The 15,820-nt window shown below is 52.9% G+C and carries 16 protein-coding genes; 13 read left to right on the top strand and 3 right to left on the bottom strand.

The window, feature by feature from the left end; translation table 11 throughout:
* Nucleotides 1-7 precede the first annotated feature (7 nt).
* From nuoL to AC2FNV_RS06920, 6 genes are read left to right on the top strand one after another with little or no spacing between them, the layout of a single operon-like run.
* Nucleotides 8-2,152 (top strand): NADH-quinone oxidoreductase subunit L, encoded by a 2,145-nt coding sequence (gene nuoL / locus AC2FNV_RS06945; protein WP_170607985.1) that lies wholly within the window; start codon nt 8-10, stop codon nt 2,150-2,152.
* Nucleotides 2,152-3,696 carry an NADH-quinone oxidoreductase subunit M gene (locus AC2FNV_RS06940; RefSeq protein ID WP_170607984.1) on the top strand — a complete coding sequence of 515 codons (1,545 nt, stop codon included), beginning with the start codon at nt 2,152-2,154 and terminating at the stop codon, nt 3,694-3,696. Before nuoL ends, AC2FNV_RS06940 begins: the two co-directional genes overlap by 1 nt.
* 15 nt (nt 3,697-3,711) lie before the next feature.
* Nucleotides 3,712-5,154, top strand: coding sequence for an NADH-quinone oxidoreductase subunit NuoN (gene nuoN / locus AC2FNV_RS06935; RefSeq protein WP_170607982.1), 1,443 nt, complete (start codon nt 3,712-3,714; stop codon nt 5,152-5,154).
* Between the two features lie 53 nt (nt 5,155-5,207).
* Nucleotides 5,208-5,957 carry a biotin--[acetyl-CoA-carboxylase] ligase gene (locus tag AC2FNV_RS06930; RefSeq protein ID WP_170607980.1) on the top strand — a complete coding sequence of 250 codons (750 nt, stop codon included), beginning with the start codon at nt 5,208-5,210 and terminating at the stop codon, nt 5,955-5,957.
* A gap of 11 nt (nt 5,958-5,968) precedes the next feature.
* Nucleotides 5,969-6,748 (top strand): type III pantothenate kinase, encoded by a 780-nt coding sequence (locus AC2FNV_RS06925; RefSeq protein ID WP_170607979.1) that lies wholly within the window; start codon nt 5,969-5,971, stop codon nt 6,746-6,748.
* Nucleotides 6,745-8,412 (top strand): ribonuclease J, encoded by a 1,668-nt coding sequence (locus AC2FNV_RS06920; protein ID WP_170607977.1) that lies wholly within the window; start codon nt 6,745-6,747, stop codon nt 8,410-8,412. The genes AC2FNV_RS06925 and AC2FNV_RS06920 overlap by 4 nt, the downstream gene beginning before the upstream one ends.
* A 6-nt stretch (nt 8,413-8,418) precedes the next feature.
* Here AC2FNV_RS06920 and AC2FNV_RS06915 read toward each other — a convergent pair whose 3' ends face one another.
* Nucleotides 8,419-9,120 (bottom strand): NUDIX hydrolase, encoded by a 702-nt coding sequence (locus tag AC2FNV_RS06915; protein WP_170478986.1) that lies wholly within the window; start codon nt 9,118-9,120, stop codon nt 8,419-8,421.
* Nucleotides 9,117-9,515, bottom strand: a complete 399-nt coding sequence (locus tag AC2FNV_RS06910; RefSeq protein ID WP_170607974.1) for a DUF983 domain-containing protein — start codon at nt 9,513-9,515, stop codon at nt 9,117-9,119. The genes AC2FNV_RS06915 and AC2FNV_RS06910 overlap by 4 nt, the downstream gene beginning before the upstream one ends.
* Nucleotides 9,516-9,737: 222 nt before the next feature.
* Here AC2FNV_RS06910 and AC2FNV_RS06905 point away from each other — a divergent pair, with 222 nt between their 5' ends.
* The 4 genes from AC2FNV_RS06905 to AC2FNV_RS06890 are packed head-to-tail and all read left to right on the top strand — an operon-like array spanning nt 9,738 to nt 11,645.
* Nucleotides 9,738-10,205: an EF-hand domain-containing protein gene (locus tag AC2FNV_RS06905; RefSeq protein WP_170607972.1), complete on the top strand. Its 468-nt coding sequence runs from the start codon at nt 9,738-9,740 to the stop codon at nt 10,203-10,205.
* Between the two features lie 6 nt (nt 10,206-10,211).
* Nucleotides 10,212-10,826 (top strand): RNA polymerase sigma factor, encoded by a 615-nt coding sequence (locus AC2FNV_RS06900; RefSeq protein ID WP_496772806.1) that lies wholly within the window; start codon nt 10,212-10,214, stop codon nt 10,824-10,826.
* Nucleotides 10,819-11,169: a hypothetical protein gene (locus AC2FNV_RS06895; RefSeq protein WP_170607969.1), complete on the top strand. Its 351-nt coding sequence runs from the start codon at nt 10,819-10,821 to the stop codon at nt 11,167-11,169. Before AC2FNV_RS06900 ends, AC2FNV_RS06895 begins: the two co-directional genes overlap by 8 nt.
* Nucleotides 11,166-11,645: a periplasmic heavy metal sensor gene (locus AC2FNV_RS06890; protein ID WP_170607967.1), complete on the top strand. Its 480-nt coding sequence runs from the start codon at nt 11,166-11,168 to the stop codon at nt 11,643-11,645. Before AC2FNV_RS06895 ends, AC2FNV_RS06890 begins: the two co-directional genes overlap by 4 nt.
* Nucleotides 11,646-11,652: 7 nt before the next feature.
* Here AC2FNV_RS06890 and AC2FNV_RS06885 read toward each other — a convergent pair whose 3' ends face one another.
* A complete protein-coding gene (locus AC2FNV_RS06885; protein ID WP_170607965.1) occupies nt 11,653-13,053 on the bottom strand; it encodes a diguanylate cyclase in 1,401 nt (466 codons plus the stop codon).
* 89 nt (nt 13,054-13,142) lie between these two features.
* On the opposite strand from AC2FNV_RS06885, the gene AC2FNV_RS06880 reads away from it, so the two are divergent.
* From AC2FNV_RS06880 to AC2FNV_RS06870, 3 genes are all read left to right on the top strand, one after another.
* Nucleotides 13,143-13,427: a DUF3572 domain-containing protein gene (locus tag AC2FNV_RS06880; RefSeq protein WP_170478999.1), complete on the top strand. Its 285-nt coding sequence runs from the start codon at nt 13,143-13,145 to the stop codon at nt 13,425-13,427.
* Between the two features lie 14 nt (nt 13,428-13,441).
* Nucleotides 13,442-14,134 (top strand): HAD family hydrolase, encoded by a 693-nt coding sequence (locus AC2FNV_RS06875; protein ID WP_170607964.1) that lies wholly within the window; start codon nt 13,442-13,444, stop codon nt 14,132-14,134.
* A 121-nt stretch (nt 14,135-14,255) separates the two neighbouring features.
* On the top strand, nt 14,256-15,815 hold the full coding sequence (locus tag AC2FNV_RS06870) for a trimethylamine methyltransferase family protein (protein ID WP_496772803.1): 1,560 nt from the start codon (nt 14,256-14,258) through the stop codon (nt 15,813-15,815).
* Nucleotides 15,816-15,820 lie beyond the last annotated feature (5 nt).

The raw sequence follows: 15,820 nt of genomic DNA, 5'->3' as shown, positions 1-15,820 counted from the left end.
GAGAACTATGGAAACCACCATCCTCTTTGCCCCGCTTGTGGGCGCGCTAATTTGCGGGTTCGGCTGGAAGTTCATCGGCGAGAAAGCCGCCATGTGGACCGCCACGGGCCTGCTGTTTCTGGCATGTTTGCTAAGCTGGATTGTGTTCCTGTCATTCGACGGCCAAACGCAGCATATTGAAATCCTGCGTTGGATTGAAAGCGGATCGCTCTCGACAAGCTGGGCAATACGCTTGGACAGGCTGACGGCAATTATGCTGATTGTGGTGACGACTGTTTCGGCGCTCGTGCATCTATACTCTTTTGGTTACATGGATCACGATCCGCAATGGCGCGAAGGCGAAAGCTATAAGCCGCGTTTCTTTGCCTATCTGTCATTCTTTACTTTTGCGATGCTGATGCTGGTGACTGCGGACAATCTTGTCCAGATGTTCTTTGGCTGGGAAGGCGTCGGCGTGGCATCCTATCTTTTGATCGGCTTTTATTACCGCAAACCATCAGCCAACGCAGCCGCGATGAAGGCCTTTATCGTGAACCGTGTAGGTGACTTTGGCTTTGCGTTGGGAATATTCGCGATCTTCTTCCTGACTGACAGTATTAACTTTTCAGACGTATTCGCGTCGGCTCCTAAGCTGGCTGAGACGCAGTTGTCTTTCCTTTGGGGAGAATGGACTGCGGTCGAGGTTATCTGCGTGCTTCTGTTCATCGGAGCGATGGGAAAATCGGCACAATTGATCCTGCACACATGGTTGCCGGACGCCATGGAAGGCCCCACGCCGGTTTCTGCGCTCATCCATGCCGCGACCATGGTTACTGCCGGTGTTTTTCTGGTTTGCCGCATGTCACCGCTTATGGAGTTCGCGCCGGGTGCGACTGGATTTGTAACATTCCTAGGAGCGTCGACGGCATTCTTTGCCGCCACCGTGGGCTTGGTACAAACCGACATCAAACGCGTGATTGCGTATTCGACCTGTTCCCAGTTGGGCTACATGTTCGTGGCAGCGGGTGTCGGGATGTATTCGGCCGCGATGTTCCACTTGTTGACACACGCCTTTTTCAAGGCGCTACTTTTTCTCGGGGCAGGATCTGTGATCCACGCCATGCATCACGAGCAAGAGATGACTGAGTACGGCGGGTTGCGTAAGAAAATCCCTTACACCTTCTGGGCAATGATGATCGGAACATTGGCGATCACCGGTGTTGGCATCCCGCTTACTCATATCGGTTTCGCCGGTTTTCTGTCCAAAGATGCAATTATCGAGAGCGCGTTTGCAGGCGGAACAGGATACGCGTTCTGGATGCTGGTTATTGCGGCGGTATTCACTTCATTCTACAGCTGGCGCCTGATTTTTCTTACTTTTTATGGGGAACCGCGAGGCGACAAGCATACTCATGAGCATGCGCATGAAAGTCCTATGACCATGTTGGTCCCGCTAGGCGCTCTGTCATTGGGTGCGGTATTTGCCGGGATGATCTGGTACAGCAACTTCTTTGGTCATGCCGATAAGGTGGGTAAGTTTTATGGTATCCCCGTCGCCGAGGCGGCCGAACACGGCGATGCAGCTCATGCGGACTCTGGGCATGCCGATGACGACCATGGTGACAGTACGACCACCGATGAAGGCCATGATAACGACGCCGCGCATGATAAACCGGAAGGACACAGCGGGGATCACCACTACGCTTTTGTTGGAGAACCAGGAGAAGGCGCGCTTTATATCGCACCTGACAATCACGTTCTGGACGAAGCACATGCGGCCCCCAAGTGGGTTAAGGTATCACCATTTGTCGCTATGCTGCTGGGCTTTGTGGTGGCTTACTGGTTCTACATGGTGAACACTTCACTACCGGCGCGTCTGGCCGCGAACCAACGACCGTTGTACCTGTTCCTGTTGAACAAGTGGTATTTTGACGAAATCTACGATGTCGTCTTTGTAAAACCCACCGTCGCTCTTGGGCGTTTCCTGTGGAAACGCGGTGACGGCAACACCATCGACGGATTCCTGAATGGAGTAGCAATGGGCGTCGTACCCTTCTTTACGCGCCTCGCGGGCAAGGCGCAGACCGGTTACATCTTTACTTACGCCTTCTGGATGGTTCTGGGTATCGCGGCTCTTGTCACCTGGATGTCGATCGGCGGAGGCGCGAACTAATGGACAATATCCTTTCCATTGTCACGTTTATCCCAGCAATCGCAGCAGGTATTCTGGCGCTGTTCCTTCATGGCGAAGATGTGGCTGCGCAGCGAAATGCGAAATGGGTGGCTTTGGTCGCGACGACCGTGACCTTTCTGGTCTCGATCGGTATCTACACGGGCTTTGATCCGTCCAACACTGGCTTTCAGATGGTGGAAGAAGGTCAGTGGCTTATGGGCCTAAAGTACAAAATGGGCGTGGATGGTATCAGCGTTCTTTTCGTATTGCTGACCACTTTTATCATGCCGTTGACCATTCTCGCCAGTTGGGAGGTCACAACCCGCGTCAAAGAGTACATGATTGCTTTCTTGCTATTGGAAACCCTGATGCTGGGCGTTTTCATGGCGTTGGATCTGGTGCTGTTCTACTTGTTCTTCGAAGCGGGCCTGATCCCCATGTTCCTGATCATCGGCATATGGGGCGGGAAAGATCGTATTTATGCCAGCTTTAAATTCTTCCTCTATACATTCCTCGGTTCGGTTCTGATGCTGGTTGCGATGGTAGCCATGTATGCAGATGCGGGTACCACTGATATCGAAGCTCTCATGAGCCATCAGTTCTCCTCTGACGGGTTCAGTGTGCTGGGAATTTATGTAGTTGGCGGCCTGCAAACGCTGATGTTCCTGGCATTCTTTGCTTCATTTGCAGTGAAGATGCCAATGTGGCCAGTGCACACATGGTTGCCGGACGCACACGTTCAAGCACCTACCGCCGGGTCGGTGGTGCTGGCTGCGATCCTGTTGAAAATGGGTGGCTATGGCTTTTTGCGGTTCAGCCTGCCGATGTTCCCAGTAGGGTCGGCGGTGATGACCGATCTTGTGCTATGGATGTCTGCGATTGCAGTGGTTTACACCTCGTTGGTGGCGCTGGTGCAGGAGGATATGAAAAAGCTTATCGCTTATTCATCGGTCGCGCATATGGGTTTTGTGACCATGGGTATTTTTGCTGCGAACCAGCAAGGGATCGATGGCGCAATCTTCCAGATGCTGAGCCATGGGTTCATTTCCGCCGCATTGTTCTTGTGCGTCGGAGTAATTTACGACCGTATGCACACCCGCGATATCGAGGCATATGGCGGCCTGGTAATCCGGATGCCTGCCTATGCGCTGGTGTTCATGATGTTCACCATGGCTAACGTCGGTCTGCCAGGTACCAGCGGGTTCATCGGCGAGTTCCTGACGCTCATGGGCGCTTTTCAAGTGAATACTTGGGTAACTGCGGTGGCTGCTACAGGTGTGATTTTCTCAGCTGGATATGCGTTGTGGCTTTACCGTCGAGTTGTGTTCGGCGATTTGATAAAGGAAAGCCTGAAATCGATCACGGACATGAGCGCGCGAGAGAGACTTGTTTTCGCCCCGCTGATCATCATGACCATCCTTTTGGGCGTGTATCCTTCATTGGTGACCGATGTGATCGGGGATACGACTGCAGCGTTGATTTCGAATTATGACACGGCCTTGGCCGCGGCTGAGGCGGCGACCCAGACGGCCGCCTCGCATTAAGGGAGCTTTGGAAACATGATCCAAGCTGATCTAACGATAATTTTGCCGGAAGTTGTACTTGCGGTATATGCGATGGCCGCTCTGATTGGGGCTGTTTATACCACCAAAGACGGACTAGCGCCGGCGCTTATATGGGTCACGGCCGGAATGATGGCGGCTCTGTCTTTCTGGATCGCGACAAACGGCGACGGCACAAACATCGCGTTCAATGGCATGTTCGTAGATGACGGATTTTCCAGGTTTGCAAAGGTGGCGATTCTGTTGTCTGCCGCTGCTGTTTTGGTCATGAGTCAGGACTACATGACGCGCCGCGGTTTGCTCAGGTTCGAATACCCACTTCTGGTTGCATTGGCTGCGGTCGGTATGATGATGATGGTCAGCGCTGGCGATCTGATGTCATTGTACATGGGGCTTGAGCTGCAATCTCTGTCCCTCTACGTAGTCGCCGCGCTGCGCAGGGACAGCGCCAAATCAACTGAGGCCGGATTGAAGTACTTCGTATTGGGTGCCTTAAGCTCCGGTCTTCTGCTGTACGGGGCATCACTGGTCTACGGCTTTACCGGAACAACCTTGTTTTCTGGCATCATCCAAACTGTCCATCATGAAGACGTTTCAATTGGTCTGCTGTTTGGATTGATCTTTTTGATTTCTGGCCTTGCCTTCAAAGTTTCCGCTGTGCCGTTCCATATGTGGACTCCTGATGTTTATGAAGGATCACCAACTCCAATCACCGCCTTTTTTGCAACCGCACCAAAAGTTGCAGCAATGGCATTGTTCGCTCGGGTTTTGCACGATGCCTTTGGGGGCGTGGTTAAAGATTGGCAGCAAGTGATTGTTCTGTTGTCCGTCCTATCCATGCTTTTGGGTGCCGTTGCGGCGATTGGTCAGCGCGACATCAAACGCCTGATGGCGTTCTCGTCCATTGCTCACATGGGTTACGCGCTTATCGGATTGGCGGCAGGAACGGTGTTGGGCATAAAAGCGATGTTAATGTATCTGGCCATTTACGTGACGATGAATATCGGAACCTTCGCCTTTATTCTAATGATGGAACGAGACGGGAAACCGGTCACAAACATCGACGCCTTGAAGCAATATTCCAAACGGGATCCGGGCAAAGCATTGGCGGTACTGATATTGATGTTCAGCCTAGCCGGCGTGCCGCCTATGCTGGGTTTCTTTGCAAAGTTTGGCGTTTGGCAGGCTGGTGTCGAGGCGGGGCTAATTGGCCTTGTGATCGTTTCCGCCATCGCATCGGTGATTGGCGCATTCTACTATCTGCGGATCGTTTTCTACATGTATTTCGGGTCCGATAATGACGAACCGATTGAAACCCACTCATCGCCTGTTTTGTGGGGCGCGCTGATGGGATCGGCTGCACTGATGCTGATCGGAGTTTTTTACCAGTTTGGTATTGAAGGTGCAGCGGCAGCCGCTGCGGCCACGCTTGTCAATTGAATGTTCAGCCAAGAAAGACGCAGGGCCTGGCTGTATAGCTGGGCCTTTTTGACATGAGCGATTGGCCTCAGGGATATGGTCTGCATGTTCTGCAGGAAGTTGACAGCACTCTGAACGAAGCGGCCCGAATTGCGTCTTCCGCTCAAGGCCCTGTTTGGATAATGGCACATAACCAAACTGCGGCCCGCGGTCGAAGAGGGCGCGCCTGGGCCAATCCACAAGGAAATTTGGCTGCGACTTTGTTAATGAGACCGCAAGGCAATCCGGAACAAGCCGCCTTGCGCAGCTTTGTCGCCGCCCTTGCATTGTTTGACGCTTGTGTGGCTGTAACAGGACGGGCATCGGGATTTTCACTAAAATGGCCCAACGATGTTTTGCTGAATGGCGGAAAACTAGCAGGCATCTTACTGGAAAGCACAGGTCAAGCGAACCAAGTGACCCATCTGGCGATCGGTATTGGAGTAAACCTGTCGCAAGCCCCCGGAGCCGATAAGGTCGAGCCTGATGCGTTGCGGCCTGTTTCTCTGCTGTCTGAAACTGGTACTAACGTTACCCCGGAAGATTTCCTGTCCGAGCTTGCCGTCGCATACGCGAAATACGAAACCCAGTTTTCTATCTATGGGTTTGAGCCGATCCGGGCTGCCTGGCTGTCTCGTGCGGCCCGCTTGGGGGAAGTTATTTCGGCGCGTACGACGGCTTCGGAAACAGTTGGAACTTTTGAAACGGTGGACGCGGGCGGTAACCTTGTCCTAAACACCGCCAGAGGTCGCGTCAGCATACCTGCGGCGGATGTATATTTCTGAAGGAGACGCAGATGCTCTTGGCAATTGACTGCGGCAATACCAATACGGTTTTCTCGATTTGGGATGGCGAGAAGTTTCTGTGTACGCTTCGCACCTCGACCCACCATGCCCGCACTGCAGACGCCTATTTCACTTGGTATTCCACCCTTGTGAAACACTACGGTATTGAGGCTGACATCTCCAACGTGATCATCGCGTCGACGGTTCCGCGTGTGGTTTTTAACTTGCGCGTCTTTGCCGACCGGTTCTTTGGATGCAGACCTTTGGTGGTTGGTAAGCCGGATTGCTTGTTGCCGGTAAACCCCCGGGTGGACGAGGGAACAATCCCAGGGCCAGACCGTCTTGCAAACGCCGCTGCAGCGTTTGACCGCCACGGTGGAAATGTGGTTGTGGTCGATTTTGGAACTGCCACGAACTTTGATGTCGTTGCAGCGGACGGGGCATATGTCGGCGGGATAATTGCGCCAGGGGTCAATCTAAGTCTTGAAGCCTTACATCAAGGCGCGGCAGCGTTGCCTCATATCGACATTACCAGACCTGAAAAAGTGATTGGGACCAACACTGTTGGTTGCATTCAATCCGGGGTGTATTGGGGGTATTCCGGGCTTATTGAAGGATTGATATCGCGCATTAAAGCTGAGTTTGGGATGCCGATGAAGGTCATAGGGACAGGTGGTCTCGCGCCATTGTTTGATCAGGCCGATGTTGGCTTTGATGTGATTGAAGACGATTTGACGATGCACGGACTGACCGTGATCCATAGTTATAATAAGGATAATGGCTCAACATGAGCAGTGAAAGACTGATTTATCTGCCGCTCGGCGGTGCAGGCGAAATTGGCATGAATGCATATGTCTACGGTTATGGAAAGCCGGGGCAAGAACGGCTGATCCTAGTGGACTTGGGGGTCGCCTTTCCGGATATGGATTCTTCTCCGGGCGTTGACCTGATTTTTGCGGATATCACGTGGCTCAAAGAACGTGCGGATCAATTGGAGGCGATATTTGTCACACATGCGCACGAAGACCACGTGGGCGCTGTAGCCTTGTGTTATGCAGATCTTGGTGTGCCAATTTACGCTCGTCCCTTCACCGCAAATATAGCCCGGCGCAAAATGGAGGATCAGGGCCACCCGACCGAGGCAGTGCATACCGTGTCTGCTTGGCCAGAACAGACCAAGGTGGGACCATTCAATATTGGTTTTTTACCGGTGTCGCACTCGATCCCTGAAAGCGCTGGCCTTGTAATAGACACTCCGGCTGGTCGCGTGGTTCATTCAGGTGATTTTAAGCTGGATTCGAAACCGGTCGTGGGCGAGCCGTTTGAGGAAACCCTTTGGGCTGAGGTGGCGAAACCCGGGGTAAGGGCTTTGGTCTGTGACAGCACCAATGTGTTTTCCGACCATCCTGGTCGTTCGGAATCAGAGGTTGGTCCCGAGATCGCCAAGCTGGTTCAGGATGCTGACGGCATGGTAATCGCGACAACTTTTGCTTCGAACGTGGCACGGGTAAAAACTTTGGCCGAAGCGGGTCAGAAGGCCGGTCGATCGGTGGTGTTGCTTGGGCGCGCCATGCGACGGATGATCGAAGCCGCAACTGAGACAGGAATATTATCCGATTTTCCCCGCGTAATCAGCGCTGAAGAGGCGGCCGACGTCCCCCGTCAGAATTTGATGCTTATCGTCACTGGCAGTCAGGGCGAAAGAAGAGCCGCCAGTGCGCAGCTGGCCCGCGGGAAGTATCGTGGCTTGGAAGTCAAAGAGGGTGATCTGTTTCTGTTTTCCTCAAAAACAATTCCTGGCAACGAGAAGGGTGTAATCCGCATAATCAATCAACTCAGCGAAAAAGGCGTTGATGTCGTCGACGACAGTTCTGGTCTTTACCACGTTTCAGGGCATGCAAACCGACCAGACCTTGAGAGGATTCATGCTCTTATGGACCCGCAGATGGTTATCCCTATGCACGGTGAACATCGGCATTTACGCGAACATGCCAAGCTGGCTAAGGTTGGCGGACGGACTGGTGTTCTTGCCGTGAACGGAACCATTCTGGACCTGACTGGGAACGCACCTACAGTTGTTGATTACGTTGAAACAGGTCGAACCTATCTGGATGGTACCGTAAAAATTGGTGCTTTGGATGGTGTTGTGCGCGATCGCATCCGCATGGCATTGAATGGCCATGTGACAGTCACAGTCATTTTTGACGAGGACGACGAGCCACTGGGCGAACCATGGTGCGATGCAATAGGTTTACCCGAAATCGGCGCGTCGAATGCGGCTTTGACCGAAATACTGGAAGAGGATCTAAATCAGTTTTTGATGCGTGCTGAGGTCAAAACCTTGCGCGATGATGAAAAACTAGAGGAAGCTTTAAGGCGGATTGTTCGTCAAAGCGCGCGGGTCGAGCTTGGCAAAAAACCCGAAGTGACTGTGGTGATAAGCCGAATGAGATGACGCTATTCAGTCGTGTTGCGGCATCGAGAAACCTTTTAGCTGCAAAAACAGGCTAGCCTCTTCGTTATTCAAAAAGAACGGAACGCTGTCTGGTGGATTGCGGTCCTTGGCGCGTTCAGCAATCTCTGCCAGTACGACCTCGGTTATGAACGGCAGATCAAACTCGCGCGCTTGTCGGATTTTTACCCACTGCAAATGCGATAGCTCGTCTGAGGCATGCGTAAAATCGTCAAGATCCCCCTGAATCGCCTCGGAATCCACCAGAAAAAAACGGGCGTCGAACCGGCGCGGCCGACCTGGGGGTGTGACTGCGCGAAAAACAAACTGCAGTGCATCGGCAGAAGGTCGAAACCCCATGTTTGCAAAGGCTTGCCAATCCTTTGGAGGCTTATCCGGCCACGAACCCGGTTGGCCGAGAACAAGGCCAGTTTCCTCCCAAAGCTCGCGAATTGCGGCAGTGGCCAGGGCATTCTCCAAGCCCTTTTCGGACCTATGGGACAATCGGTTCCGACAAATCTCCGGCAAAGGAGCCGATAGCGGAATATCCGCATCCTCAGGGTCGACGGCACCACCTGGAAAAACGAACTTATTTGGCATAAACGCCGCGGCCGCTCCGCGTTGACCCATCAGGATCGACGGGTCGTCGAACCGGTCCCGTAACACGATTACGGTAGAAGCATTCCGGATCGCGGATTTATCCAAACTCATGCAGATGTTCCGAACCCGTGCATCCGGCGCGCCCATTGATAGGCAACTACAACCCCTTTGAGCCGTGGAAGCAGATACAGCGACAAGGCAACACAGCCAATTGAAAAAGCGATGGCCATTGTCCACGGTTCGGGACGCCAATGTACATAAGAAATGTGCAGTGCCGGGGCAAGCAGATGGCCGACGATCAGAATCGTCAGATAAGCAGGGCCGTCGTCTGCCCGATGGTGAAACAGCTCTTGCCCGCAATGGGTGCATTCATCGCTGACCTTTAGGTAGCTGTGTAATAGTCTACCTTCACCGCAATTGGGGCATTTACCGCGAAAACCTCGGATCAGCGCGGGGCGTGTCGGGCGGTCATCCTCGGCTGTCATGTTAATAGTGTGATCTGTCATAATGATACTCGCGCATTCAGTTGTTCGGGATATTGCGCATTATCGAGCCGTTGGAAAAGGGGGTGCGTCGCTTTGCGGCGGTCGCCTCAAAATAGCATCCAGAGCCGACAACCTAAATGATGCACTTGAGATCCCAAAAAAGTTCGACGGAAATTCGTTCCCTCAGCGTTTTAAAATGTATCAACAATGGCATTGGGCCTGCAAAAGCAAAGGAAATCTGAAATGAAACCTGCAACCATTATTTCAGCAATTGTTCTCTCCGCTGTGGCTGTCACCGGTACAGCTGTACTTGCTAAAGGGTCAAAAGACCGGCAACAGCCGACATTTCAAGAATTGGATGCGAACGGGGATGGCCAAATAACACAAGCTGAAATTGATACACATCGTATGCAACGATTTACTGATGCCGATAGCAACGGCGATGGGCAGTTGAGCTTGGACGAGATGCAAGCCGCTGCGCAGGCCAAGGCTAACGACCGTGTACAGAAGATGTTCGAACGGCAGGATGCAAACAATGATGGTTTTCTCAGCACAGATGAGTTGCCGAAACCGCGCCGTGGCGCAAAAATGTTCGAACGTATCGATGCTGATGGCAACGGTTCGATTTCGGAACAGGAATATGCGGATGCAAAAGATAGAATGGGCCGCAAGCACAAGCGTATGCGCGACAACGACACTGACAGCAACTGATGCAGGATGGAGGATCTGACCTCGTACCTGAATAGGTCGCAAGTCGGGTCCGCTGTTGGACCTGAGCCCAGCGACGAGTCATTGCTGGGCCAGTTCGCCAATGGCGATGCGATGGCGGCGCGCCTTTTGACTGATCGTCTGGGGCCGCGCAGTTTTTCGGTGGCTCTTCGAATGCTAGGTAATCGATCCGAAGCCGAAGACGTAACGCAAGAAGCCATGATGCGCCTTTGGCTAATGGCACCCGAATGGGTGCCGGGGCAAGCGAAGGTCTCCACTTGGTTATACCGCGTGACTATGAATCTGTGCATCGATCAACGGCGACGAAAACGGCCTGAAACTGTTGAAAACGCTCCGGAAGTTCAGGACATCTCTGCCAGTGTTGTGGATCAGATACAAGATGAGGCACGCTCGGATGCGCTGCAGAACGCGCTTGAGCAGTTGCCAGAGCGACAGCAGCAAGCCGTGATTTTACGGCATATCGAAGAGTTGTCTAATCCCGAAATCGCCGGGATCATGGACATCTCGGTAGAGGCGGTCGAGAGTTTGACCGCAAGGGGAAAAAGATCACTCGCCACAATACTGGCCAAGCGGCGTGACGAACTGGGGTACGAAAATGGCTGATGATAATGAGTTGGAAAATCTGTTTGCCCAGGCCCGTCAGGAAAGCTCTGGGATGCCCGATGATTTGGCGGTTCGGATCGAAACCGACGCTGAATTGGTTCGGTTAAAAAGGCTGAAAGCGGCGAAGCGACCTGAATTACGCGCGTGGGGAAAGGTAATTGAAGGTATCGGCGGGCTAAGAGTTCTGGGGGGGCTGGCAGCCGCGTGTGCAGCGGGGATCTGGATCGGCTTTTTTGCTCCTGCCTTTCTACCTGATCCAGCCAACCTCTTCCTGCCGCAAGAAGCGACGTTTTTGATGGCTGAACTCAATTTGGACACCGAGTATCTGGAGGGCACGGAATGAGTGAAATCCCCGTATCAAAGCGCCGATGGATGCCGATCCTCTTAGCGGTCTCATTGGCTGTGAACCTGTTGGTTGTTGGTATCATTCTCGGAACGGCCCTGAGGATAAAGGGAGGAGAGCAGGCAAGGGTGCCGCCCGGCTTTGGGCTAGCGTTGTACCACGCATTGCCAAAAGAGGACCGAAAGGTGCTTAGGGGCGAATTGGCTACATTGCGCAGCAAAGGGTCAGAACGGCGTTCGAAGGATTTTCAAGAACTGCGTAAGGCTTTGCTGCAAGTCCCGTTTGAGCCGGAGATTGTTCAAGGGCTTTTGGATCAACAGGTTCAGGCCACTGCAGATTTGCAGGAGTCTTTGCATCAGGAGTGGCTGACTCAAGTCTCCGAAATGACCGATAGTGAACGACAGATTTATGCCGAACGTCTGGAAGAGGTAATCAAGCGTGGCCGCCATCGAAATGGAAAGCCCAAGAAAAACTGAAGGTTAACTACGCGGCATCTGGCCTAATCTGCACTTGATTGCGACCGGCTTTCTTTGCGGCGTACAGTGCTATATCCGCAGATTTTAATAAATCACCAGCCAGAAATGGACTACCACTTCGATTTAAGCTCCATGGTTCGCACAACCTTAGGCCAATACTGATTGTGACTGGGATCGATAACTGGGAGTCCGGCAATCGAAACGGCTCCGCACATATGCGGTCGCATATCAAGTCTGCTGTTTCCAATGCGTTTTCTTGCGGAACATCGGGAATACATATCAAGAATTCTTCACCACCGATCCTCGCGACAAACCCAGCTTTTTCGACGGTGCGCTGCAGTCGGCCTGCCACTTCGGTCAACACGAGGTCGCCGACACTATGTCCAAACCTGTCGTTGATCGACTTAAAGTGGTCAAGATCTGCGACCATTACGGCGAAACTACGCCCTGAATTCAAGGATTTGCGCGCGATTTGGTCAAGCGCGGACATGGCAAAACGGCGATTGTGAAGCCCTGTCAATGCGTCAGTCAGCGAGTCGGTCAGCCCCTTGCGTAATGATGCGCGCAGCTTGTCGTCTGTCTGCTTGCGGGCTATGTGCCGTTTCAATCGTAGGACAATCTCGTCTGTCTCGAAACCGCCCTGGCACACGGCGTCAGCTCCCCAATCCAACGCTTCGGCAGCCAAGTCCGCATTATCACCCTGCATCACTCCGATCAGCGCCGAATGGCGCGTTGTCGCCCTGGATCGTAAGTCCGACAGAATTGTTTGTCCGGCTGCTCCGGGTCCAAGTTCTACAACAATCGCGTCAGGGGCTGGGGCGGAAAGTATACCCTTCAGGTTGGGTAATGTGTGCGTTGATATGGAGTTGGGCATTTGCTTGGACAAAGCCTTACGCCATGTCGAGTTGGTGCGAGTGCTGTGCGCAAGTAACGCCACCAAACCTGCGGGGGGAGGCTTATAAAAGGCGGTTTGCGGTTCTGCAAATCCAATAGACTTGGGTTCATCATTGATCCGCAACTCTTGTTGTTTCCCACGTATGCGAAGAAGGCTACGGACATGTGCAAGCAGTAGGGTGTCTTTGAAAGGGTATGCCAGGACGTCATCCAAACCGTCGGCTAGCGCCTGAATTCGCGCGGCTTTGTCGTTTTGCTGGGTTATGGCGACAACGGGAATATCTGCAAGAGTTGGATCGCCGGCCAACAGTTTCTTTACGTCCGCTGCTTTGCCGTCTGGCAAAGTTTGCGCCGCCAGAACAAGGTCGGGCTGGCTTCGGCGTAACAAAGTCGGCAGTCCCCTTAGCCTTTCACCTTGAACGACATGATACCAAGCAGCAGTCAACTGCACCTTGAGCATAATGCGGTTGGTAGAGACCCCGTCGAGGACAAGTATCGTGCCTTGCACAGACATTGGCGTTCACCGTTAGATTGCATGCGTTGCCAAAGTCTTTATGAGTCTGGTTAACAAACCCTTTCCAAGCTCAATAACGAGGCGAGTTTATGTCGATCTCTAAGAACTCCGCGGAAACACTGGCCCTGAATGCACTGAGCTGGCTGGTGGGTAACGAAGAGCTTCTGCCGATATTTTTAGGCGCAACAGGAGCCTCGGAACAGGATCTGCGTAACCGAGTTGGAGAGACCGAGTTTTTGGTGTCAGTGCTTGATTTTCTGTTGTTGGATGATTCCTGGGTGGTCTCATATTGTGACGCTAATTCAGAAAGTTATGATCTTCCTGCACAAGCTCGATCCGTCTTGGCGGGCGAATCGGCAATGCACTGGACTTGACAGGAGAGCGTGGCGTGCGAGTTGAGGCGCTCATTTTCGACAAAGACGGTACTCTTTTTGATTTTGCGGCCACTTGGGGTGCTTTCGGTCGCGCAGTACTACTGCGCCTTTCTGAAGGAGATACCAGTCAGGCTGCCAAATTGGGTAAGGTAGTAGGTTTTGACTTTGCGCAGGGCTGTTATCAAGGCGACAGTGTTGTTATTGCCGGAACAGTCAGCGAAGTTGCAGACGCCCTGATACCACATCTGAAGGGCTATGATCATTCTGAACTTGTCGGTATTTTGAATCGAGAGTCCGCGCTGGCCGAGCAGGTACCAGCAGTACCCCTTGGCCCGTTTCTGAGTAATTTGCGTCAGACCGGACTAAAACTTGGGGTTGCTACAAATGACGGAGAAATGCCTGCTGTGCAGCATTTGCGGTCTATGGGCATACGAGACTATTTTGATTTTGTCGCTGGATACGACAGCGGGCACGGATTTAAACCGGGGCCGGGGCAATTGCTTGCTTTTGCCAATCACGTGAAGATCAATCCTTCACAAATCGCTATGGTGGGCGACAGCCGTCACGATCTTGAGGCAGGCAGGGCCGCGGGAATGACCACAATCGGTGTGTTGACTGGCGTGGCTCCGGCTGAAGCTTTGGAACCCTTGGCAGATGTAGTTCTGCCCGATATCGGACACATCGCCGGATGGTTGTCGAGCAAGTGACGACATTAGGGGGAAAATAGCATAATAGGGCCACAAAACCGACATCTGTTGTCGCTGACAGAACGGCCATTTGTCGGCACTTCAGGGCTTGCTTGAACAAAGCAGACCCTCGGAGGACCCAATGGCAGAAACCAGGACATCCCGACGCCGCAGTGGTGGACGCGCAGGAGCCGCCGCGAGGCGTGGCAGCGCAGTTATTGACCAGATGCCATGGAACCCGCCAGTTAACACAGATCGTCCAACCGAACCGCTTGGCCCAGAAGGAATCGAAGCCATTCACGACGGTGCAATGCGCATTCTCGAAGAGATTGGAATCGAGTTCTACAACGAAGAAGCCATTGGTATTCTTCGCGAAGCAGGGTGCACAATCAAGGACTCGAACGTTCGAATGGGGCGTGATTTTGTAATGGAAATGGTGGCTAAAGCTCCATCCAGTTTCACCATTACACCGCGCAACCCAGACCACCAAATCACTATTGGCGGTAGAAATCTGCTTTTCGGGAACGTGTCCTCCCCACCGAATTACTGGGACATGGAGATAGGTAAGAAAGTTCCAGGCACCCGTAGAATGTGCCAGGATTTGCTGAAGCTGACTCAATTTTTCAACTGTATTCATTTCGCAGGAGGTTACCCGGTTGAGCCGGTGGACATCCACGCGAGTGTTCGGCACCTGGACGTGCTCTACGATAAACTTACCCTGACCGACAAAGCCATGCATGCCTATTCACTGGGCAAAGAGCGGGTCGAAGATGTCATGGAAATGGTGCGAATTGCCAGCGGCCTAAGCCACGAAGAATTCGAGGCTTCGCCGCGCATGTACACGAATATCAACTCTACCTCTCCGTTAAAGCACGATCACCCAATGATCGACGGTTGTTTGCGCCTAGCGCGACGTGGGCAAGCGATTGTGGTGACCCCATTCACATTGGCCGGGGCAATGGCGCCTGTTACCATGGCCGGAGCTGTTGCACAGTCCTTAGCCGAAGCATTATGCGCTATAGCTCTGTTCCAATATGTCCGGCCGGGAATTCCATGTGTAATCGGTACATTTACGTCGAACGTAGACATGAAATCGGGTGCTCCTGCATTTGGGACGCCGGAATATATGCGATCGACCCAGATGACCGGTCAGATGGCCCGTTTTTACAACCTGCCGATGCGCTCGTCGGGGGTATGCGCTGCAAATGTACCGGACGGACAATCGATCTGGGAAACTTCAAACTCTTTATGGGTGGCAGTGCAATCAGGCACCAACATGGTCTATCACGCGGCCGGTTGGCTTGAAGGCGGCCTTATAGCGAGTCCTGAGAAGTTCGTCATGGATTGCGAAATTTTGCAGCATATTCAACGCTATATGCAGCCAGAGCTGGTCGCGACCGGACCTGACGATATCGCCTTAGATGCCATTCGCGATGTTGGCAATGACGGGCACTTTTTTGGGATTCAACACACGCAGGACAGATATTCTACCGCCTTCTACCAGCCATTTCTTAGCGATTGGAAGAATTATGAGGCCTGGGACGCGGCCGGTGGTATCTGGACTGCTGAGAGGGCGCATAGAATGTTCAAGGAAATCGTGGGCAGTTTTGAAGCCCCACCCATGGAAGAAGCTATCCGAGAAGAACTGGCTGAGTTTGTGGAACGCCGAAAAGCGGAAGGTGGCGCACCTACAGACTTTTAAGCCGA

The sequence above is a fragment of the Ruegeria sp. BHSA163 genome, from assembly GCF_059613365.1.
The sequence above is the reverse complement of the archived record's forward strand: the minus strand, read 5'-3'. Positions and strand labels throughout refer to the sequence as shown.

What these genes read in the sequence shown, in the direction of transcription:
- nuoL (WP_170607985.1), top strand. Translation starts at nt 8, where the DNA reads ATGGAAACCACCATCCTCTTTGCCCCGCTTGTGGGCGCGCTAATTTGC.
- AC2FNV_RS06940 (WP_170607984.1), top strand. Translation starts at nt 2,152, where the DNA reads ATGGACAATATCCTTTCCATTGTCACGTTTATCCCAGCAATCGCAGCA.
- nuoN (WP_170607982.1), top strand. Translation starts at nt 3,712, where the DNA reads ATGATCCAAGCTGATCTAACGATAATTTTGCCGGAAGTTGTACTTGCG.
- AC2FNV_RS06930 (WP_170607980.1), top strand. Translation starts at nt 5,208, where the DNA reads ATGAGCGATTGGCCTCAGGGATATGGTCTGCATGTTCTGCAGGAAGTT.
- AC2FNV_RS06925 (WP_170607979.1), top strand. Translation starts at nt 5,969, where the DNA reads ATGCTCTTGGCAATTGACTGCGGCAATACCAATACGGTTTTCTCGATT.
- AC2FNV_RS06920 (WP_170607977.1), top strand. Translation starts at nt 6,745, where the DNA reads ATGAGCAGTGAAAGACTGATTTATCTGCCGCTCGGCGGTGCAGGCGAA.
- AC2FNV_RS06915 (WP_170478986.1), bottom strand. Translation starts at nt 9,120, where the DNA reads ATGAGTTTGGATAAATCCGCGATCCGGAATGCTTCTACCGTAATCGTG.
- AC2FNV_RS06910 (WP_170607974.1), bottom strand. Translation starts at nt 9,515, where the DNA reads ATGACAGATCACACTATTAACATGACAGCCGAGGATGACCGCCCGACA.
- AC2FNV_RS06905 (WP_170607972.1), top strand. Translation starts at nt 9,738, where the DNA reads ATGAAACCTGCAACCATTATTTCAGCAATTGTTCTCTCCGCTGTGGCT.
- AC2FNV_RS06900 (WP_496772806.1), top strand. Translation starts at nt 10,212, where the DNA reads ATGGAGGATCTGACCTCGTACCTGAATAGGTCGCAAGTCGGGTCCGCT.
- AC2FNV_RS06895 (WP_170607969.1), top strand. Translation starts at nt 10,819, where the DNA reads ATGGCTGATGATAATGAGTTGGAAAATCTGTTTGCCCAGGCCCGTCAG.
- AC2FNV_RS06890 (WP_170607967.1), top strand. Translation starts at nt 11,166, where the DNA reads ATGAGTGAAATCCCCGTATCAAAGCGCCGATGGATGCCGATCCTCTTA.
- AC2FNV_RS06885 (WP_170607965.1), bottom strand. Translation starts at nt 13,053, where the DNA reads ATGTCTGTGCAAGGCACGATACTTGTCCTCGACGGGGTCTCTACCAAC.
- AC2FNV_RS06880 (WP_170478999.1), top strand. Translation starts at nt 13,143, where the DNA reads ATGTCGATCTCTAAGAACTCCGCGGAAACACTGGCCCTGAATGCACTG.
- AC2FNV_RS06870 (WP_496772803.1), top strand. Translation starts at nt 14,256, where the DNA reads ATGGCAGAAACCAGGACATCCCGACGCCGCAGTGGTGGACGCGCAGGA.